The organism is Gemmatimonadota bacterium, assembly GCA_009841265.1.
GTDB lineage: Bacteria > JAAXHH01 > JAAXHH01 > JAAXHH01 > JAAXHH01 > JAAXHH01.
This window is the reverse complement of the sequence record VXMB01000007.1, coordinates 187,365-207,879: the sequence shown is the minus strand read 5'-3', so window position 1 is coordinate 207,879 and position 20,515 is coordinate 187,365. Positions and strand designations below refer to the sequence as shown.

Annotated in this window: 13 protein-coding genes; 5 read left to right on the top strand and 8 right to left on the bottom strand. The window is 63.5% G+C overall.

Going from position 1 to position 20,515, the window contains the following annotated elements; genetic code table 11:
• Positions 1–6: 6 nt before the first annotated feature.
• Positions 7–936, bottom strand: coding sequence for an RraA family protein (locus F4X08_02580; GenBank protein MYD24682.1), 930 nt, complete (start codon positions 934–936; stop codon positions 7–9).
• Between the two features lie 63 nt (positions 937–999).
• Here F4X08_02580 and F4X08_02575 point away from each other — a divergent pair, with 63 nt between their 5' ends.
• The gene (locus tag F4X08_02575) at positions 1,000–1,560 is read left to right on the top strand and encodes a DUF2911 domain-containing protein (GenBank protein MYD24681.1); all 561 of its coding nucleotides are present in this window, start codon (positions 1,000–1,002) and stop codon (positions 1,558–1,560) included.
• 79 nt (positions 1,561–1,639) lie between these two features.
• Here the strand turns inward: F4X08_02575 and F4X08_02570 are convergent, their stop codons facing one another.
• From F4X08_02570 to F4X08_02545, 6 genes are all read right to left on the bottom strand, one after another.
• The gene (locus F4X08_02570) at positions 1,640–2,698 is read right to left on the bottom strand and encodes an Ldh family oxidoreductase (GenBank protein MYD24680.1); all 1,059 of its coding nucleotides are present in this window, start codon (positions 2,696–2,698) and stop codon (positions 1,640–1,642) included.
• Between the two features lie 17 nt (positions 2,699–2,715).
• A complete protein-coding gene (locus tag F4X08_02565; protein ID MYD24679.1) occupies positions 2,716–3,762 on the bottom strand; it encodes a dehydrogenase in 1,047 nt (348 codons plus the stop codon).
• 77 nt (positions 3,763–3,839) lie between these two features.
• Positions 3,840–5,909: a peptide transporter gene (locus F4X08_02560; protein ID MYD24678.1), complete on the bottom strand. Its 2,070-nt coding sequence runs from the start codon at positions 5,907–5,909 to the stop codon at positions 3,840–3,842.
• A 98-nt stretch (positions 5,910–6,007) separates the two neighbouring features.
• Positions 6,008–7,165 (bottom strand): amidohydrolase/deacetylase family metallohydrolase, encoded by a 1,158-nt coding sequence (locus F4X08_02555; protein MYD24677.1) that lies wholly within the window; start codon positions 7,163–7,165, stop codon positions 6,008–6,010.
• A gap of 19 nt (positions 7,166–7,184) precedes the next feature.
• Positions 7,185–11,753: an FtsX-like permease family protein gene (locus F4X08_02550; protein MYD24676.1), complete on the bottom strand. Its 4,569-nt coding sequence runs from the start codon at positions 11,751–11,753 to the stop codon at positions 7,185–7,187.
• Position 11,754: 1 nt separating this feature from the next.
• Positions 11,755–13,749, bottom strand: coding sequence for a hypothetical protein (locus F4X08_02545; GenBank protein MYD24675.1), 1,995 nt, complete (start codon positions 13,747–13,749; stop codon positions 11,755–11,757).
• A gap of 237 nt (positions 13,750–13,986) precedes the next feature.
• On the opposite strand from F4X08_02545, the gene F4X08_02540 reads away from it, so the two are divergent.
• Genes F4X08_02540 through bshA form a run of 4 tightly spaced genes read left to right on the top strand, consistent with a single transcriptional unit; the run spans position 13,987 to position 19,989 of the window.
• Entirely contained in the window at positions 13,987–16,500 is a 2,514-nt protein-coding gene (locus F4X08_02540) for an MMPL family transporter (GenBank protein MYD24674.1), read from the top strand.
• Entirely contained in the window at positions 16,497–18,131 is a 1,635-nt protein-coding gene (bshC, locus tag F4X08_02535; protein ID MYD24673.1) for a bacillithiol biosynthesis cysteine-adding enzyme BshC, read from the top strand. The genes F4X08_02540 and bshC overlap by 4 nt, the downstream gene beginning before the upstream one ends.
• Positions 18,128–18,871, top strand: a complete 744-nt coding sequence (gene bshB1 / locus F4X08_02530; protein MYD24672.1) for a bacillithiol biosynthesis deacetylase BshB1 — start codon at positions 18,128–18,130, stop codon at positions 18,869–18,871. The genes bshC and bshB1 overlap by 4 nt, the downstream gene beginning before the upstream one ends.
• A complete protein-coding gene (gene bshA / locus F4X08_02525) occupies positions 18,868–19,989 on the top strand; it encodes an N-acetyl-alpha-D-glucosaminyl L-malate synthase BshA (protein ID MYD24671.1) in 1,122 nt (373 codons plus the stop codon). The genes bshB1 and bshA overlap by 4 nt, the downstream gene beginning before the upstream one ends.
• A gap of 60 nt (positions 19,990–20,049) precedes the next feature.
• Here bshA and F4X08_02520 read toward each other — a convergent pair whose 3' ends face one another.
• Positions 20,050–20,487 (bottom strand): rhodanese-like domain-containing protein, encoded by a 438-nt coding sequence (locus tag F4X08_02520; GenBank protein MYD24670.1) that lies wholly within the window; start codon positions 20,485–20,487, stop codon positions 20,050–20,052.
• Positions 20,488–20,515: the final 28 nt, after the last annotated feature.

The following is a 20,515-nucleotide window of genomic DNA, read 5'->3' as shown; positions in this document are numbered from 1 at the left end:
GGCGGCTTACGCCTGCGATTCCCGGTTCTTCCATTTTTCGTAGGTGAATTCGGGACTGTTGATCATGTCGAAGTGGGACCGTTCCCAGGTCCTGGTCTCATTCGCCTTTCTCAGGGTGTCTTCCGCGATGTCGAGCGGGATCTTCACCACGCCGTCCACGTCGGCGAGCAACAGGTCGCCGGTCTGCACAAGCAACTGTCCGGCCACAAGCGGCCGGCCTACGGCCCGCACGTTGAAGGGGCCGTGGCCGGATACCGTACCGAGGCCCCATATAGGCAGACCCGCTGCCCGGATGCCCTCGAGATCACGGACACAGCCTTCGACCACGGCGCCGACTACGCCGAGCTTCCTGTGGATATGCGCCATGCCGTCGCCGAAGAGGGCGGCGCGCTTCGGACGGGTGTCGACGTCCTTCATTACCGCGATCATGGGACCCGGTGTCTCGTTCAGCACGTCGTAGTAGTCGGACCAGCTCATATTGGCCGGTGTGGCGTCCAGCGGGGTGACCTCGGAAGTCACGGCGTACCCGATCACGGCGCCGAATTCAGGCGTCAGGTACTGAATCTCCGGTCCGGTGTAATCGTCATTCGAAACGCCCTGCACTTTCTCCACGGCGTTGTAAACCGTGGCCGAGTCGAATCCGGCCAGACCGTTCAATACGGCATCGTCTACACGGGTCATCCCAGTAGCTCCTTTAAATTGAAGAATTACAGTTATCGGACGTATATAGAATCGTCGCAGCAGGAAGGGGTTGTTGAACGTAGAGCCCCACGGGCTAAAATCGACCGGGAAGAACCAGAAATCAAGGGAAATACACCGCCGGCCTACCGTCTCCCGAGGCTGGTCGCGGCATGCGTGTCGACTTTGCCCTGGTCCGTTTCCCGGGCAACGTCGGGTCGATGCAAATCCGTTGACAGCAACGTTGATTCTTTTCATTTTTTGGCCCGTACGACCTGCTTCAAAGGATGTCGGAACAAGTACCGTTTTCAGGAGGTTTTTATGCTACGCATTACCCGTATGATCGGCGGCCTGGTCCTTGCCATGGCCCTTACTTCCCTGGGCGGCGGGACCGCCGATGCCCAGACAACCATGCCAGCCGGCGGTGAAGGCATGGATCCCGGCCGGGGCATGGCGGAAGTCGCGTTGTCGGGCGGCAAGGTATCCATCGACTACGGCCGTCCCGAAATGAAGGGCAGGGACATGCTCGCCATGGCGCCGGCAGGATTCGTATGGCGCTTCGGCAGCAACAAGTCCACCACTTTTGCTTCTGACGCCGATCTAATGTTCGGAGACCAGACCCTGGCCAAGGGATCCTACAGCGCATGGATCAAGCACGTGGAAGGCGATTCGTGGTCGCTCATCTTCAACAGTGAGGTGGGGATCTGGGGCGCACCGGGCGCCAGCCGGGAGAACGACGTGCTGGAAGTACCGCTGAGTTACAGCACGGGCGACGAATCGGTGGAGCGGCTCACCGTGGAGCTCAAGGATTCGGATGGGAAGGGAAGGCTGTCCGTTTCGTGGGGAACCCACCGGCTCAAGGGCAGTTTCGCCGCCAAGTAGTTTCCGCCGCTATCCTGTAAGAACATCTCTAAAGGGACCGGGGTAGTTATGCTCCTGTCCCTTTTTCATTTCAGCGGGCTTACCATTCATCGGGATTCAGACCGACCCGCGTCCCGGCTTCCTTCATCTGCTGCCAGGTGGTGTCGTCGATGCTGATGCCTTCCTCCCGGCGCTTCGCCGCCAGCCTGAACTCCGGTTCGCCCGGTATGAGTATCTCGTCGAATCCGGGTGCCGTCCGGCTGGCTTTCACGTGGCGGATCAACCCCTCGACTTCCTCGTAGTACCAGTCCAGGTCCGTAAAGAACGAAATATCGTAGACGGTGAAGAGCACCCCGTTGCTCGATACGGTCTGCTCGCCCTGCGCGCATCCCTGTCCGCTCAGCGTGCCGCCCAGGATCTCCACGAGCAGCCCCAGGCTGTAGCCCTTGTGGGCGACGATGCCGCCCATGGGCAGGATGGCGCCGTTGGGCGGCGGGCCCTTGATCACGGTTGGGTCCGTGGTGGGATTCCCTTCGTGGTCGATCAACCAGCCCTCGGGAACCCGCACGCCCTTGTTCGCGGCGACCCGCACCTTGCCTTCCGCGACGACCGAAGTGGTCAGGTCCACCATGACAGGATCGTCGTCCCGGCGAGGCGCGGAGAAAGCGATGGGGTTGGTGCTGATGCGCCCGTCGATACCGCCGAAGGGCGGGATCTGGCGTCCGAACCGGCCCGCGTTGACGAAGGCCAGTCCGATCAGGCCCTCCCGGGCAGCCATGAGCGGATAGGCGCCCACGCGTCCCACGTGGCTGGTACGCCTGAGCGAAACCGTGGCCGTACCGTGTTCTCGGGCTTTCTTCATGGCCAGTTGCATGGCGACGGTACCGCCCACCTGGCCGAGCGCGCCGCCGTTGTCCACAACGGCCGTGCACGGGCTCTCCCTCAGGATCCGCACGTCCGCCCGGGCCTTGAAGCGACCCTCGTCCTTGATGGCCTTGACGTATTCCGGGATCCGGATGGCGCCGTGGGAATCATGGCCGAAGAGGTTGGAATCCACGAGGTGGTCTACGACGCTGCAGGCGTCGTCCGCCGTACAGCCGGCCGCCTCCATCACTTCGCAGCCGATTCGATGCAGTTTCTCGGGGGTAATTACGGGCATTATCTTCCTTTCCTGGTCTAACCTGCGTTCTGTGTCCTGAATCGCTCCAGTTTCTTCTTCATTCCCGGACGCTCGAGCACCGCCCGGTTGACCACGTAGGGAGGCTCTTCACCCCTGGAAACGGCCAGGGCCGCCTTCATGCAGTCGTGTCCGATATCCCGAAACAGCTCGTAGGTCCAGCACGAAGCGTGAGGCGCCAGGATGACGTTCGGCAGGGAAAGCAGGGGATCGTCGGCGTCTGGTGGTTCCTGCTCGAAAACGTCGATGGCCGCGCCAGCTATCCAGCCTTCCTGCAACGCCTGGTCCAGTGCCTTCTGGTCTACGATGGCACCGCGCGCCGTGTTGACCAGATAGGCGTCCTCCCGCATCATGCGCAGCTCCCTTGAACCGATCAGGTACCGGGTGTGTTCGTTCAACGGACAGTGGATGGTGACGAATGTGCTGCGCCTGAGCAGGGTCTCCCGGTCCACCAGCGTTACGCCCAGTTGAGAGGCCTCTTCCGCGGTCACAGCTGGATCGGAAACGAGGATCTCCGATGGTTCGAAGGGCGCCAGCATGCGCGCCACCTCGCACCCGATCATGCCCATGCCGATCAGGCCGACCACGCGGCCCCGGATCTCACATCCCATGTGATCGAACCGGATATCCCAGTCGTCGTTCCGTACGATGGCGTCCTTGATCGTCACCCGATGGCAGAGACCGAGCAACAGGGCCATCGTGGCGCTGGCCACGGGCTTGCGCGTGGCCTCCGGCGTGATCGTCACCATGACGTCCGCCTCCGTCGCGGCGTCCATATCGATCATGTCGTAGCCCACGCCCGTCCGGGCGATAAGCGCCACGCGCTCAACCCCGGCAAAGGAGTCTTGCGTGTAGGGCTGGCCCATGGAGATCACCGCGTCGAAATCCTCGAGCTGATCCGGGGTTACGGGCGACCGGTCCTCTTCCAGGAAGGCATGAAAGACCCCGGCTTCGTCCAGCAGGTCGACGCCGAAATTGTCGAACACGACCCCGCCGTCGGAACCCCGCAGGTCGGCGACCAGGGCTACGCGAAAATCATCGGGCATAAACTACAGGTACCTTTCGGATACGAATCAGAGTTAATCCGAACAGAATCCGGGACGTCAGAACGAGGTCCGGGACCTCAGAACAGGATCTGGGACGTGGACTTGGCGATCAGCACCAGGGAGACGGCGGCCATGCCGATCAGTCCCAGTCCGCACCCGTATCCGGCCAGGATCACGGGCGCGTAGGCGCGCCACCTTTTTTCTCCGTACCGCCGCCCGAAATAGAACCGGCCCAGCATCGCTCCGATGAACGTGGGCAGCGTGTAGTGTATCCAGGCCCCCGTACCCAGTCCGGCCACCAGGCCGTAGAACAACAGCGGCGGCGCCTTGAGCAGGCTCAGGACCCCGTAAAGGGCCACCGTGAACCCCATCCCGGCGCCGATGTACTCCCACTTGATGAGTTGCCCGATCACATCCGATCCGCCCGGCAGGGTCGACTTGATCCAGATCGTCTCCATCGTCGCCTGCAGCGGCCACATCTTCTCGACGAAGGGATAGGCCGCGGACGGTATGGGCGCCAGTTTCCAGATCAGGGCATAGAACAGGAAACTGAACACGATAAGCAGCAACAGGCTCAATATATACAGTTTGACCAGGCTTGGAAATCGCGTTCGGGTGAGTTCCAGCTGCCGGAAGGTCGCGACCACGCCGCTGTGATCGAAGAGCGGAACCGGCGCGAACCAGATGGCCACGCCCTTGTAGCCCGACAGGTAGAAGGACCCCTCCCTCGCGTAGGGGAAGGACGATCCGTAGGGCGAGCCCGTGAGGCCGATCATGCGGGCGCCGATGTAGGAGAAGAAGGGCGTCCACAAGAACCCGAACACCACGGAGATCCATACCGGGAACGTGGGTTCGAGGTAGTAGACCAGAGCGATGAAGCACAGGGTCGACAACGCCCAGAGCGCGATGGGGATGGGCAGCCTGAAATCGCCCCGTTCCGGCGGCGGCCGGCGGGGTCCCTGGACTCCGGATGCGCCGTCCGGGTCTCGCCTCAGGGCGCGGGCGAAGGCGACCAGACCGATCAGGCCGATGACCAGGGAAGTGCCGATGGAGGAGAAACTCAGCCAGAAATCGATGGTGTTGTTGATGGACGTGGGGATGGTGCTCATCCCCGGCGCCCAGCTGTGTAGCAGGCCAAAGTGGTAGAGGGCCGGATTGGCGATGAAAGTGACGACGAAAGAACTGATGAAGGTGCCGACCACGATCCAGAAGGGCAGGACGAAACCCACCAGGAGCGTGGCCATGTCCGTGCCGATGCCGATGGGCGACGCGGGCAGCACGTCCCGGACCCGCGGCGTGAAGTCCGCGAAGGGAATGGGGAAGACCTCGACGCCCTTGGTCAGCACCACGCCCGATACTGTCGGGACGACCACGTAAAGTATGCCCCAGCCCAGGCCGATCATGGCGCCGACGGTAAACAGGCGCCATCGCCAGGTCTCCTCGCCCGCCGACGATTCCGCCAGCGCGGTGGCGCCGGCCGCCTGTACGGGCGCCAGGGGGAAGGGCAGGCGCTCGGTGTCCGCCGTGATGCGGAAGAGCACGTATCCCAGCGAAAGGGCGTTGACCAGGCCGAGAATGGACACGAGGATGGCCAGCAGGATGGGTTCCATCCACTCCATGGAGAAGAGGGTCCGGGTGATCAGGGAATCGGAACCCCGGGGCGGCGATACCCACTGGGGTAGAAGCTGGGCCAGCCCGTCGGCCTGGGGGGACTGGATCAGATACTGGAACCAGATCATCTTGGCGAAAGGCGCGCCGTGAACCGATGATCCGGCCGCCATGCCGCTGGCGCCCAGGCCCGTCGCCGCCAGACCGGCGGCAAGCCAGTAGAGTATGATGGCTTCCTGGGGTTTCAGCTTGATGAACAGGCGCTTCCCGATCTCGATGAACATGATGATGGTGACCCACTCCGCGGCGCCCGCGAAACTCTTTCCGGTCACCAGTTCCAGGTAGATCGCCCCCGGGAGCATGACCAGCCCAACGAAGAAGGCGGCCCAGATAATCCTGCTGCTGAACCCGTCCTCGTAGGGCAGGCTGTCCGGCACGATTTGCCACCGGTCGTCCTGTCCGTTGGAAGTCGCGTCCTGTCCGGCGGCCTTCTCGTCCCGTTCCCTCTGTTCCCGCTGTTCCCGGCTGGTGTCACTCATTCGCTATCCCAGTCCCTATCCGTTCGTGCTTCCGCTTGCCCGGATCCCTGTTTCCTCGCTCATTTACTTACGCCACCCTTCCGCCTTCGCCCATCCGCCTACTCGGTCCTGATGTACTTCCCCGCCTTGTCCCAGTCCGGACGCGTCAGGCCGTTCAGGTCCCAGACCACCTCACCGGCCCGCACCGTCAGCAGGCACCTCAGCCGCCGGTCGCCGCGCATGCGCGCATGGCCCGAGTCCACGAAACCGAACTCTCCGTATTCCAGCTCCAGCACGGCGACGTCCGCCTCCGCGCCGATGCTCAGCGTGCCCAGTTCGGGGCGCCGGATGGCGCGTGCGGGGTTTCGCGTGGAGCGCATGATCACGTCCTCCAGGGTCATCCCCATGTTCAGGCATTTCGACATGGTCGTGTTCATGCTAGCGTTTGGCATCAGGGCGCTGTACTTGTGGAGGTCCGTGCTGATGGTATCCGGCAGGAACCCCTGCTCGATGGCCGGCACGGCGATGCGGAACCAGAAGCTGCCGCCGCCGTGGCCCAGGTCGAAGAGGATGCCCTTGTCCCGGGCTTCCCGGACGTAGTCGTTCACCCGTCCGTGTTCGTCCAGCAGGGGGATGTGCTGCGCGTAGAGGTGCGTATGGATGTCGCCGGGGCTCAGCTTCTTCAGCAGCAGGTCCCGGTAGCTCCGGGTCGGCTTCGGCGCGAAATCGATCATGGCGATGGTGCCGCTTCGCCGGGCTGCCTCGACGGCGCCGTCCACCGCCTCCCAGCCCGGACCGCCGAAATGGGCGGTCTTGGACCCTACGACGTGCTCCGGGTACCGGCTGATCATGTCCCCGCAGGGAACCGGGTCCATCTCCGAAACGTCCTGCTCCACGGCGCCTTCCATGCCGGCGCCCACGATATTGATCAGGGCCAGGACCCGGGTTGTGGAATCCGCGATGACCGTGTCCTTGAAGTCTTCGAATTTCCTCCAGCCGGCGCCTCCCGTATCCAGCACAGTGGTCACCCCGTTGGGGAGCACGTGGGCGTCGGGGAACACCCACCCCCGGTAACCGCCGTAGGCGTGCATGTGGATGTCGAGCAGCCCTGGCGTGACGTAATGGCCGTGGACGCGGGCGACCTTCCGGCCGTGTTCCGCCGGGATGTCGTGCTCCACCGCCGCGATCAGGCCGCCGTCGACGGCGACGTCCCGGCTTCCGCTGATGCCGTTCTCCGGATCGATGACGTGGCCGCCTTTGATGATCAAATCGTACATCGCCGCTCCTCTCCGCCGGCTACAGGGCCGTGTGGCGATCGAAAGCCTTGATATCCCGGTACCGCGCCTTTATGGGCTCGGCGAGGGTCCGCCACACGAGAAACCGCTTCCTCAAAACGGAAAAGAACCGCCGGTTGATCGTCTGCCACTGCGCCAGGTCTCCGCTGCGGCGGTGGATCACGATCAGGATGCGGTACAGTCTCTCGTGGAGCACGGGCTCCAGTTCAAGCCGCACGTCCTGGCTGATGGCGAGGTCGTACGGCGCCAGCCAGACGGTGGACGCCACGTGATACGTATCGAAGGTATCCCCCTGTATCGCGTCGAGCGAGGTCCCCTCGGCGACGAAGTCCTCCGCCGAACTGTCCTCGTGCGTCTGGAAGATGTGGTTGAGGTAACCCGACAGCGGCAACGCTTCGGGGACGGTCACCGTGAACGGGAACTCGAAGCACCAGTCGTCGTCATCGGGCGGCGGGGGCGACCAGCGCCGTGTCACGTCCTCTACCGTCATGTCCGCGGCCTTCTTAGCCGGGTAGAGGGTGGACAGGAAGACGATGGCCATGACGACCATCGTGGCGTATACGGTCGACAGGGAGGAATAGTTGAGCGACATGCCGCCCAGCAGGTCCCACTGCGAGAGCCCCATGGTAATGATCTGGCCTGCCAGGTAACCGAAGACGGCCCCGAGGGTCGCGAATACGGCGGCTTCGGCGATGAACAGGGCGGCGACATGATTCGGCGCCAGGCCCACCGCGCTGTACACGCCGATTTCCCGGAACCGTTCGAACACGGCGCCCATCATGGTGTTCAACACCAGGAACGCTGCGATGAGCACCAGGATGATCAGGTTGGCCAGGCCCGAGACCGAAGTGGCGCCCAGGGAGCTGTAAACCCTTACTTCGTCTTCCATGCCGACGAACACGGCCAGGAGGACCCGCGACATGAAGGCCTCCACGGAATCGCGTAGCTGATCGCCGTCGGCGAACCCCGCGATCGCCACGGACCGTGTGGACCCGTTCAGGTCGAGCGTCTGCCGATAGGGCAGGACCAGCACGTTGCGGGACGGCAGGTGCTCGGAGGCCTGGATAGTGGACATGAACACTTCGATGTCCATTTCGGTCAGGGTCCGGGTCATGGAGAAACTGGCGGGCATGATGCTCTCGTCGTCCATGTCCCGGTAGGCGTCGAATCCATCGGAATCGAGCAGTCCGATCACGGTATAGCGTCCCCCGAGGATCTCCACCTCCGCCGTACCCACGTCCTCCGGCCCCACGTTCAACCGCTCGGCCAGTTCCGTGGGCAGCAGGCAGACCGTCCTTTCGTCCGGGGCGAACCACCGTCCGCCCGTCACCAGGTAGCGGTCCAGGCCGGTGACGGCCGGTTCGTCGGCGTGCAGTCCCAGGACGGACTGTACCGTGGTGGCGGTCCCTTTGCCCGGAACGCGCAGATCGATATAGGGACTGGTCATGTCCTCCGGCTCGTACCAGGACCGGGGCACCACGTCCGCCTGGTCTTCGAAGGCATTCTCCACGTAGGGCAGGAAGGAGGTGGGCAGGGAGTGCCACGACAGGCTGCGCATGAGGACGCCGTCGTACGGCGGGGTGTTCTCGCGGTCCAGTGTATAGAACTGGATGCCGGTCCGGAAGGAAGTGAAGGACAACACGGTGAAGGTCAGCAGGGTCAGCGTGACCGCGGTCAGCGCCGTGCGCATCTTCCGCTTGCGCAGGTTCGATATCCCCAGGGATATGGCCACGGCCGTGGCGCTCAGCCGGCCGATGTCCGCCTCGTGGAGTCCGGCTGCAGACCGGGTCAGGTTCTTCATCTCGGTGTCGAACCGGGTCACGATCATGGTGATGATGATCAGCGCCATGGCCAGTATGAGGAAGGCGAGAAAGACCATGTACGGCGTCAGGCTGAGTTGGAAGGCGGGGTGCACGTTCTGCAGCAGCATGAAGACCGCCGCGAAGATCACGCCCACCGAGGCCAGCCGCTTCCGAATGTCCGTGAAACCGAAGAAAAGCCGTTCGAGGAAGAAACAAAAAGGGACCAGCAGCATGAAGTAGAACACGATGCCGTCCACCGTGTCGTCCGCGGCGTACCGCACGTCGGGATAGGCCCGCGCCTCGTAGCCCCAAGCCTCCCGCGACTGTGCGGCGAAGGCGTCGTAGCGGCGATTCTCCAGGGCTTCCCGGGCGGCCCGAAGCGCCTCGGTGCTTTCCTCGTGGAGTTCGGCGGCCCGGGCGTTGGTCACGCCGTGGTCCTCCAGTTTCATCAGGCGGGCCCGGTTGAGCGACCACAGGTCCAGGGCGCTCTGGTAGAAGGGGTAGAGGATCAGGCCGTGGTCCGCCGTGAATCCCCGTCCCTGGGCCAGGGCCATGGCGTCGTCCGAGATACTCTCCGGCGGTTCGTCGAGCCACGATTCGGGCGTGTTGGTCAGCAGATACTTGACGCCCCGGGGCCCTGAGCTCATGAACATCTTGACCCGGTCCTCGGGCCTGGCGAAGACCACTGCGGCGTTGGTCATCCAGTTGCCGAAGAAACTCTGGTCTTCCACGAAGGCTGCGCCGTACTTGCGCAACGGACTGTTGTCCCGGCCGAGTACGGTCAGGTTGTCGAGGGCGACGAAGACGCCGGGGTCCACGATATCGAAGAGGTTGATCTCCTCGCAGGGGAAGAGGACCTGTATGGTATTGTTCACCTTTGCAGCATTCGGCACCGCGAGAGGAAAGGTGGCGTTGCCTTCTTCACCCAGGTCCGGGGCGTACACGATCCGGCCGTCGGCGCCCAGGCCGTAGCTGCGCAGTTCCGTCGGTCCCCGGGGGAACCGGACCATGGAGTGCCGGAAATACCCCAGCGAGTCGGCGTGGGTAACCATGAACCCCCGCACGCCGCTGTGGCTCTGGTATCCCGGCTCGTAGACGACCAGGGCGTCGGAAACCGGGGTATTGGGCTTGAAGAAATCGACGGTGCGGTCGAATTCGAGGACCCGGCCCTCGATATCGCGGCCCTCGTCCTTGAGCCGTATCGACTCGTCCACGTCGAAGGCCTCGGGATCGGACAGCATGGCGGGAAGCAGGGTGCCCAGCGTCCGGATCTGCCGGACCAGGTTGGAGAAATCGACGTACTCGATCCGGTCCTTCGGGGTATCGATGAGGAGCCGGTTGTCGTTTACCGTGGCGAAGGTCATGCCGTTGAGCCCGGCGAGCGTGACCATCTCGTGGTCGAAGGCGGGACCGGCGGGCATGAAGCTTTCCTGCGACCGGAGCGGGTGCGTCAGCGTGTTGAGGTAGGCCGTCCGGCTGTCCGCTTCGTCGTGGACCCCGGCCTTGCGCGCGTAATTCAGGTACCGGTCCGCATAGGGTTCGTACAGAATCTCCAGATTCGAGGTGAAGAAGATGAAATCGCCGTAGCTGAACAGGCCGACCTGGTCCGCCCTGCTGGTGAGGTCCAGGCCCAGGAACAGGTCGAAGGGGATCCGGTCCGCTTCGGGGATCCGTTCCAGGAAGAACTCGTCTTTCCTCTGGTGACGGTCCAGGAAGTCGTTCACGCCCTGCAGCCCGTGGAAATGGGCGGACGTGGCCAGGAACAGCACCGTGTATCCCGGCGGATGGGCCCGGAGCACGTTTATCAGCTCCAGCATGGCGGCGACGCCCCCCGCGCTCTCGGCGCCCGGCGCCAGTCCGGGTACGACCGACATGGCGTCGTAGAACGTTGACAGCACGACGATCCGGTCTTTCCACTTCTCCGTGCCGTCGCCTCCGGGCAGCGGCTCGTCCTTGCCCGGTATCCACCCCATGACGTTCCAGGTCTCCGCCCGTTCCCATGACATGCGTCCCCGGATCGTCACTTCGACCTCGCCGGACCGCGCGGCCGCCAGGACCTCGGCGGCATGCGGGTCCGGGACCCAGAAGCGCGGCACGTCGGCGGGCACGTCCAGGATCTTTCGCTGGGCCTGGTTGTTGGTCACGGAACCGGGGCCGCTGTCGTGGAACAGCACGGCCTGGGCACCGAGCATCCGCGCGTTGAGGTACTGGTCGCGCCCGTCGAAATCGACCAGGACGATGCTCCCCTCGATCTCCTTCCCGTTGAAGGCCTGGAATTCGCCCCGCCTGCCGTAGTGCAGGGCCCCCCGGATCCCGTCGGGGAAGGAATTCAGCCGGACCAGGTTGGGCCAGAACTGGTACACCGGTATCTCGGTCTCGACGGAGTCGTGCACGGTCAGCGTGAATCCGTGGTCGACGGGAGAGGATACCGTGAAGGTGTCGACGGCTACGTCGGACAGGCCTCCGGCATGGAAGGCATCGACCACGTATTCCATGGCCGCCCGGTTGCCCGGATAGCCGACGACGCGGGACGGGTTTTCGCTCATCGCCCGGACATGGGCCTCCACGTGTTCCCGGGTAACGATTTCGGAGACCTCTTCCCAGGACACCGGCGCCTCCTCGAGGGGTCTGGGCGGCACGTCCTCGGGAAGGGAGACGATCCTCAGGATCACGTGCTCCGTCACCCAGGCCGGGCCGGCGACGGCCACGGCGAGAAACAACAGGACGCCCACGGCGAGGAAAAAGTAACCGAATATGCGCGAATACACGCTAGTCTATCCCGTAGATATGATGGCCCGCGTGGGGGAACCACACGTAGTCGACGAACATGGAGATAATCACACCGGTGACCACGCCGAAGATCAGGCCCAGGAAGAAGGGCTGTCCCTTCCGGTACAGTTCGATGCCGCCGACCCACATCATGATGCTCTTGATGACCCAGCACACGAACATGGACGAGACGATCGCCCGGGCGGGCCAGGAGTATGAAAGGAAGAATCCGAGGGGATGCAGCGGCCAGCCCGGCAGCCGGGCCCTCAGTGTCATGAGCAGAAACATGAGCGCACCGCCCACCAGGAAGAACATCAGCCGCGACGTGTCCGGACCGAAGGGGTCCCGGATCTTGGTGAGCGTTTCATTGTAGGGGATGGTCGAACCGATCCGGCCGAACCACCAGCCGTTGGTGAACTGGCGCGTGCCCTGGTCGAACCCCATATAGATCGTCCAGACCAGCGAGATCACCACGCCGATCACCGCGGCGGCCAGGATCGACCAGCCCAGGCCGCGTTGCCAGCGTGTACCGATCTCGGACAGTTTGGCCGCCTGCATGAAGGCGGGCATGAAGGTCGACTTGATCTCGCTGACGGGTCCGTACGTCTGGGCCATGGCCGTCATAGTGGACATGGAAAGGTTGGCCGACCCGACCGAATAGAACACGAGCACCTGGGCGATCATGGGCGAACGCACATAGGGCAGCCCGGCCTCGGCGATGATGCGGGACACGCCGATATAAATGACGAATACGCCGGCGAGGAGGAACACGGCGATGGGCACGCTCATGCCCAGCTGGTTCAGCCAGACCACCCCGTAGACGAAACCCCCGATGAATCCGAAGACTGCGACCCGATAGGGCAGCATTTCCTGCGAGTCGTCCAGGTCCGACCTGCGGCCGAAGGCCTGGGAGCACACGGCGCGGATGTGAAACCGCGCTCGCCAGAGCCCCCATCCCACGAACAGGATGAACGCGCCCATGTTCTGCCAGTCCAGCATGGGGTGGATCGACGTGTAGTTGTCCCGTCCCGGGATGTCGTACCCGATCCGGTGAGCGATGCCCACCTGGATGATCCCGATCATGTAGAACACCCAGAAACCGGCGAGGACGTCCAGGTTGACGAAATAGGAAATGCCCAGGATGGCCGGGCGGAAGTTGATTTCCAGCGGGGGGAACCCCTCGCCGAATACGATGGGCGGCGCCGACCCGAAATAGGGGAACTGGGGCACGACCGGGGTGAAGAACCCGACGATGTTGTACATCATCACGCAGAACGGGATGGAAAAGCCGATCCAGAAACGCTTCTCCGAGAGAAAGGCCGGGACACGGCTCGGAGATTCCATGCCGCGGGTGAAGGCGAGGGGGATCTGCATCATGGGAAAGACGAGCTTCTCGTGTTCGACCCACTGCCGCCTGAGGATGACCACGAGACACAGGCCCATGAAGATGATCGGTACGATGAAGGTCAGCCACCAGAACAACGGAATGCCCCACACGCTCCAGGGAATGGACGCGCCGGGCGGGATGCCGTCTACCAGCCACGTGAGGGCGTTGCCCTGGTTCGTGACGGTCGCCCAGGGCTTCAGGTACGGGTAGAAGTACTCGGCCCACTGGTTCTCGGGCGTCGCAAGCAGGTAGGGGGCCATCAGCGTGGAGATGAACGGGGCGCCCATGCCGTTGGTCGTCAGCCCCGATGCCGCCATGCCCATGGCCAGGGGGATGACGAACTCGTGGGGCGTTAGGGCCCAGTCCTTCTTCCACCTGGCCAGCACCACGTTGAATACGACCAGGTACGCGAAGGCCAGAAACAGCGCGCCGATGTGGAGATGATCCGCGCCCAGCTGGGACGAGGCCATGGTGTACTGGAAATAGGGGACGATGAGGGAAATCAGTACGACGCTCGTCAGGCCCAGGAGAATGGATCGCGGCGTAATGATCCGGGTCGCGGTCGCACGGACAGCCGAGGCGGAAACACTTTGCTGTACTGAGGCCATGGAGTGGGCGGAATATGTAGTGGGCGGAGTACGGCTTTCGCTTTTTTTAGCAATGGTTTGTATTAAAAAAACGGGTCCAGCATATGTAAGGTCGGGCGCGGGATAAGTCAAAGAAAAACGCCTTTCGCCGAAGCCCTTCAGCCCCGTTGCATTCGCCGTTTTAGTGGTTGACACCCCAGTGGTTTACCGGGATATTTCCATACCTTGGATGTGCGCGATTCACACGAGGAATGCACCGTGAAGGCCGAGACCAGAGCCGCCCTAGACCGCTTCCTGAACAGTTACATCGCCTTCATCTGCCGCCATCCGGTAAAGGTCCTGCTGTTCGCGCTGCTTTCCGCCTCGATTTCCGTCCATTTCGCCTCCAGGCTTCAGCTTAAAACCGACTTCGTCGAACTGCTCCCCGAAGGCTACCGGAGCGTCGACGACATACACCGGCTCACGGAGCGCGTCGGTGGCATCGGCAACCTGACCGTCGTCATAGAAACGGAAGACCTGGCGGCCGCCCAGCGGTACGCCGACGACCTCGCCGGCAGGCTCCGGTCCGATCTCCCTGAAGGATATGTCCGCTACATCGAGTACCGGGTGGACGACGAAAAGCGGTTCTACGAAGACCACAAGTACCTGTACGCCGACCTGGAAGACCTGGAAGAGATCCAGAGCCGGCTGAGCCGGCAGATACTGAAGACGAAACTGGAACAGAATCCCCTTTTCGTTTCCGAGGAAGACCTCGGCCTGGAGACGGATGACGAACCGTTCACCGTGAGCGACCTGGAGGAGAAGTACGAGAAAGAGGCGTCGGAGAAGCTGGACAAGTGGGTGGACGGCTATTTCACGGGACACGACGAGCAGGGGCGGTTTCTCGTCATGGTCCTGAAACCCTTCGGATCGTCGACCGGCGTGTCCTTCTCGCGGGACCTTTGCGAACGGGTCCTGGCCATCGCGGAAGGCCTCGAACCCACGTCCTACCACCCGTCGCTGAAAGTCGGGCTCACCGGCAAGTACCGCCTGATCCTGGACCAGTACGAGTCCGTTAACCGGGAGATCTTCACGTCGGCCGGCGTCACGCTGTCCCTGGTCGCCCTGGCCATATTCCTCTACTTCCGCACCATCGTCCCGGTCATCAACATCACGCTGGTCGTGGTCGTCGGCATCCTCTGGACGTTCTGCCTGACCTACTTCCGCATCGGCTACCTGAACATGCAGACCGCCTTCCTGGGCGCCATCATCATCGGGAACGGCATCAACTACGGCCTGATCCTGATGTCCCGATACAAGGAAGAGCGGCTGCGGGGAGAGAACGCACGGGACGGCGTGCAGATCGCCTTCCGGAACACGCTCACGGCGACGGTCACCTCGGCGGCGTCCACCGGCCTGGCCTACGGTACCCTCATGATCACCGATTTCCGGGGCTTCAATCATTTCGGGTTCATCGGCGGCCTGGGCATGCTGCTGTGCTGGCTTTCGACTTTCTCCATCCTGCCGGCGCTGCTGATGCTCTGGGACCGTACCGCGTTCGGGCGGAAGACCTGGACCCGGAAGGTCTCCCGGGGCAGGTCGATGAGCCGCCTCGCCAACCTGGTGCAGAAGAAACCGCGGGCCGTGGTGGGCACGAGTTTCTCCCTGGTCGTGCTGGGCGCCGCCATGCTGGTGTGGTGGCTACCGAACTCCTTCGAGTACGACTTCTCGAAACTCCGCAACGAGCCGCGGGGCGACACCTACGAGCGGATCCTCAACCACCGCGTCAACGCCCTCTTCGGCATATCGCAGTCGCCGGCCGTCATCCTGGCGGACCGCCTGGACCAGGTGCCGGGCATACGCCGGGCCGTGCTGGACAAGAAAGAGGCCGAAAAGGAAGTTCCCAATCCGACCATCGACCGGGTACGGACTATTTACGACCTGCTGCCGGAGGACCAGGAAGACAAGATCGACGTCCTCTGGGACATCGAGTACATGCTCGACACGAATCCGCCCGACGAACTCGGGATACCGCCCGACCAGCTCGCGAAGATCAACGATTTCCGCGACAACCTGAGCCTGGACGGGATCACCGTGGACGACCTGCCGGAAGCGCTCACGCGGCCCTACGAGGAGCGGGACGGGACGGTGGGCCGCCTGATCTACGTCTACCCGCGGTCGGACGCCGGGCTCTGGAACGGCCGGAACCTGATCCGGTTCGCGGAGGTCGTCCGTTCCAACCGCCTGCCGGACGATGAAGTCATCTATTCTTCCGGAGAGGCCGTGGTCTTCGCCGACATGCTTAAGGCCGTGGACCGCGACGGACCCATCGCCACGATCGCCTGCTTCGTGGGCGTGATCACGCTCCTCGTTCTGGCATTCCGGAGCATCCATGCGTCGGTGGTGATCCTGGCCTCCCTGCTGGGCGGCATGCTGGTGATGGGCGGGGTCATCGCCGTCTTCGACATCAAGGTGAACTTCTTCAACTTCATCGTCATCCCCACAACGCTGGGCATCGGGGTGGACTACAGCGTGAACCTGTATCAACGCTACCGCCTTGACGGACGGGGTTCCATACGTAATATGGTACAGCATACGGGCTCGGCTCTGGTCATGTGTTCGTCCACGACGCTGATCGGGTACACCTCGCTCATGCTGACGTCCAACCGGGGCCTGCATTCCTTCGGGATCATGGCCAACGTGGGAGAGATCGCCACGCTGGCGACGGCCCTGGTCGCCCTGCCCGCCTACCTGCTCATCATGGAAAAGCGCCGAACAAGGCCGGTTTCATGAACACTCATGCAGTGGATTACCGCCAGGTGTTGCCGAACCACCTGCTGCATACCTTTCTCGAAGACTTCGAGTCGTTGCGGCCTTTCTACACCCACGATCCACGCGATCCGGAGGTATGGCCGCGCATGATCGAGGCCGTCAGATCTCGCGCCGTGCCGCCGCCGCGCAAGGCGCTTGCCGGGATCCTCGAGGTCCAGAACGACCGGTTCGGGGCGGACGAGACGGTCATCGCCAACGCCCGTTCCCTCGCCGGGGACGATACCTTCGTCGTTTCCACCGGACAGCAGACGGGCCTGTTGACCGGACCGCTGTTCACCATCTACAAGGCCGTAACGGCGGTCAAGCTGGCGAGGCGGGTCTCGGAGGAAACCGGCGTGCGGGCCGTGCCCGTCTTCTGGATGGCCGCCGACGACCATGACTACGCCGAAATCAACCATGTCCACGTCTGCCGGACGGACGGGGACGCCCTCAGGTTCGAGCTGAGCCCCGACGACCCCAACGACCGCCGGTCCGCGAGCGACCGCCTGCTCGGACCCGGTATCGAAACGCTGCTCGGGCAGTTCGCCGAGGCCCTGCCCGACTCGGAGTACCGTCCGTCCGCCATCGAGGCGCTTCGGCGGCACTGCACCGCCGAGACTTCGCTGTCCGATGCCTTCGCGCGGCTCATGACGCTGCTGTTCCGGGAACAGGGCCTGGTTCTCGTCGACCCCACCGACCCGGCGCTGAAACCCCTTATGCGCCCCGTGTTCGAGCGGGAAATCCGCGCGCCGCTCGCGACCACGCGTTCGGTCCTGGAGGCGTCCCGCGATCTGGAGGACGCCGGGTTTCATCCCCAGGTCTCCCGGTCCCCGGACGCGGTGAACCTGTTTCTGTACCGGGACGGGCAGCGCAACGCCCTGCGCTACGAGGAAGGGCGGTTCAGCAGCCGGGACGAAAGCCTCTCCTTTACCGGCGAGGAACTGCTAGGAATGCTTAAGGATACGCCCGGTCGGTTCACGCACAACGTCATCACCCGGCCCCTGGTGCAGGACACGCTGTTTCCGACGCTGACCTATATCGGCGGTCCGGCGGAAATCGCCTACTACGGCCAGCTCGGCGGGGTCTACCGGCAGTTCGGCCTGCCCTTCCCAGTGGTCTATCCCCGTGCGTCCCATACGCTGGTGGGCGCGAGGACCGCCCGGGTCCTGGAGAAACACGGCCTCGCGATCTCCCATTTCGTCCACGGCATCGAATCCGTGGTCGACCGGAAACTCCGGGAAGAGATGCCGGTACCGGTCACCGAGGGTCTCCGGGCCGCACGGGGCGACGTGGAAGCCCACTACAGAAACCTGAAGGGACACGTGACGTCCATAGATCCCGGACTGAGCCGGATCGTCGAGGCTTCGGAGCGGAAGACCCGCTTCGCCCTGGGCAGGCTGGAAGAAAAGACCCTCCGCGCCCTGAAGAAGGCGGACGGGGTCATGCGCGGCCAGATCATGCGGGCGGACCGCCTGCTGTATCCCAACGGACACCTCCAGGAACGGGTGGCCAACATCTGGCAGTACGTCGCCCTTCACGGTTTCGACGTCATGAATACCCTCATCGAGGCCACGGACGAAACGGACTTCAGACACAGGATGACCCCGCTATGAAACTCGATGTGCTTGCCGTATCCCCGCACCCGGACGACGTGGAGTTGCACTGCGGCGGACTGATGATCCGGTTCGCCGACCTGGGATATGCCACAGGTATCGTCGACATGAGCCTTGGCGAGATGGGAACCCGGGGAACGGTCGACGGACGGAAAGGGGAAGCGGCGGCGGCGGCGGAAGTGCTTGGCTTGTCCGAAAGGATGAACCTGGAGCTGCCGGACGCCCACGTCGGTACCTGCCCGACGCACCGCGACGCCCTCATCGACGCCATACGCCGGTACCAGCCCGACATGCTCCTCGTTCCCCACGAGATCGCCCGCCATCCCGATCACGGGGCGACCGCCCGGCTGGCCCGGGACGCGGCCTTTCTGGCCGGCCTGGAGAAACTCGAGACGGACCACCCGGCCTTCCGGCCCCGGAAAGTGGTCTTCTACCTTACCCACCACCGCTACCAGGAACCCCGGCCATCGTTCATCGTCGACATCACGTCTACGTACAGCCGCAAGATCGAGGCCGTGAAGGCCCACCGGTCGCAGTTCCACGACCCGGACTCCACCGAACCGGAGACCTTCATCAGCCGGCCCGGTTTCCTCGAAGAGGTCGAAGCCCAGAGCCGTTACTACGGACAGCTGATCGGCGCGCGGTACGGAGAGCCTTTCGTCGTCCGGGAGTACCTTTCGATCGACGATCCCCTGGCCCACTTCGTGGGCGAAGGTAGAGGCATAGGCGGCAACAGATGAACATCGGCATCACCTGCTATCCCACCTATGGAGGAAGCGGCGCCATCGCCGCCGAACTGGGACAGGCGCTGGCCCGGAAGGGGCACAGGGTCCACTTCGTGAGCTATTCGATCCCCTTCCGCCTGCAGGAATACAGCCAGAACATCTCCTTCCACAACGTGGAGGTCATGCCCTACCCACTGTTCAAGTACCCGCCCTACACCCTCGCGCTCGCGGCCAAAATGGCGGACGTGGCCTCCGAGGCGGAGCTGGACATACTCCACGTGCACTACGCCGTGCCCCACGCCACCTGCGCCTTCCTGGCGCGGCACATGCTGAGCGACCGGGACGTCAAGGTCATCACGACGCTCCACGGCACCGACATCACCCTCGTGGGAAGCGACAAGTCCTTCTACCGGATCACCCGGTTCAGCATCGAGGAAAGCCAGGGGGTCACGGCGGTCTCCGAGTCCCTCAAGCGCGACACGCTGTCCCTTTTCGACATCGAAAAGGACATCCGTGTGATCCCCAATTTCGTGGACGTCGAACGGTTCCGCCGGGGGGACGGCCACTGCGACATCAGCAATTTCGTCGACGATGACGAGAAGGTCATCGCGCACGTGTCAAATTTCCGGCCGGTCAAGCGCATCGGGGACATCATCCGCATGTACGCGGAGGTGCGGCGCGAAGTAAAGTGCAAGCTGTTGCTGGTGGGGGAAGGTCCGGAGCGCATCCCCATGCAGGAACTGGCCCGGGAACTGGGGCTCCAGGACGGCGTGGTCTTTATGGGAGAGCAGGAGGGTGTGGACCGGATCCTCTCCTGTTCCGACCTGTATCTGCTTCCCAGCGAACAGGAGAGCTTCGGCCTGTCGGCCCTGGAGGCGATGAGCTGCGGCGTCCCGGTGATCGGCGCCAACGCCGGCGGCCTGCCGGAACTCGTGCGCCACGGAGAGACGGGCTATATCACCGAAGTGGGCGACATCCGGCAGATGGCCCGGCACGCCACCGACCTGCTTGTGAACGACGACTTTCGAGAGGCGGTCGGCCGGCAGGCCCGGCAGCGGGTGTTGGACCACTTCGCGGAAGAGGCCGTGGTCCCGCATTACGAAGCCTACTACGAAGAGGTGTTGCGGGGATAGACGGAACCCGCGGACAACCCCGTCAGTCCACTTCCGACTTAGCCGCAAGCGATGCGTGACTCACCCTTTTGCCGCCAGCGACGCGTAACTCACGCCCTCACCGCTGTCATGGCTCACCGGCAGGCCTACCTCTTCCCAACCCGGATTGACCACCTGGCCGAAGGGCGTCATCTCGCCGCTGAACCCGCAGCGCATGTTGACGACCGTCTGGTATCCCATCGACTTCAGCAATTCGGCGGCGTGATTGGAGCGCTGGCCCGTCCGGCAACCCAGTACCAGCTTCGAATCCTCCTCAAAGTTCGCCTTCATCACCCGGACGAAATCGGGGTTGGGCGTCATCTGCCCGGTCTGCTCGTCCGCGTGCAGCAAGGGGATGTTCACGGCCGGCGCGGGATGGCCCTGGTCGAATTCGGGAACCGACCGGACGTCGATGTATGCGTATCCCTCGGATTCGACCAGCCTGGCCGCCTCGTCGGGCATGACCTGTTCCACACTCATTTTAATTCTCCTTTCGGTTTTGCCACTT

Coding starts and splice junctions, on each gene's coding strand:
- F4X08_02580 (MYD24682.1), bottom strand. CDS start 936: ATGAAAAGAATCAACGTTGCTGTCAACGGATTTGCATCGACCCGACGT.
- F4X08_02575 (MYD24681.1), top strand. CDS start 1,000: ATGCTACGCATTACCCGTATGATCGGCGGCCTGGTCCTTGCCATGGCC.
- F4X08_02570 (MYD24680.1), bottom strand. CDS start 2,698: ATGCCCGTAATTACCCCCGAGAAACTGCATCGAATCGGCTGCGAAGTG.
- F4X08_02565 (MYD24679.1), bottom strand. CDS start 3,762: ATGCCCGATGATTTTCGCGTAGCCCTGGTCGCCGACCTGCGGGGTTCC.
- F4X08_02560 (MYD24678.1), bottom strand. CDS start 5,909: ATGAGTGACACCAGCCGGGAACAGCGGGAACAGAGGGAACGGGACGAG.
- F4X08_02555 (MYD24677.1), bottom strand. CDS start 7,165: ATGTACGATTTGATCATCAAAGGCGGCCACGTCATCGATCCGGAGAAC.
- F4X08_02545 (MYD24675.1), bottom strand. CDS start 13,749: ATGGCCTCAGTACAGCAAAGTGTTTCCGCCTCGGCTGTCCGTGCGACC.
- bshC (MYD24673.1), top strand. CDS start 16,497: ATGAACACTCATGCAGTGGATTACCGCCAGGTGTTGCCGAACCACCTG.
- bshB1 (MYD24672.1), top strand. CDS start 18,128: ATGAAACTCGATGTGCTTGCCGTATCCCCGCACCCGGACGACGTGGAG.
- bshA (MYD24671.1), top strand. CDS start 18,868: ATGAACATCGGCATCACCTGCTATCCCACCTATGGAGGAAGCGGCGCC.
- F4X08_02520 (MYD24670.1), bottom strand. CDS start 20,487: ATGAGTGTGGAACAGGTCATGCCCGACGAGGCGGCCAGGCTGGTCGAA.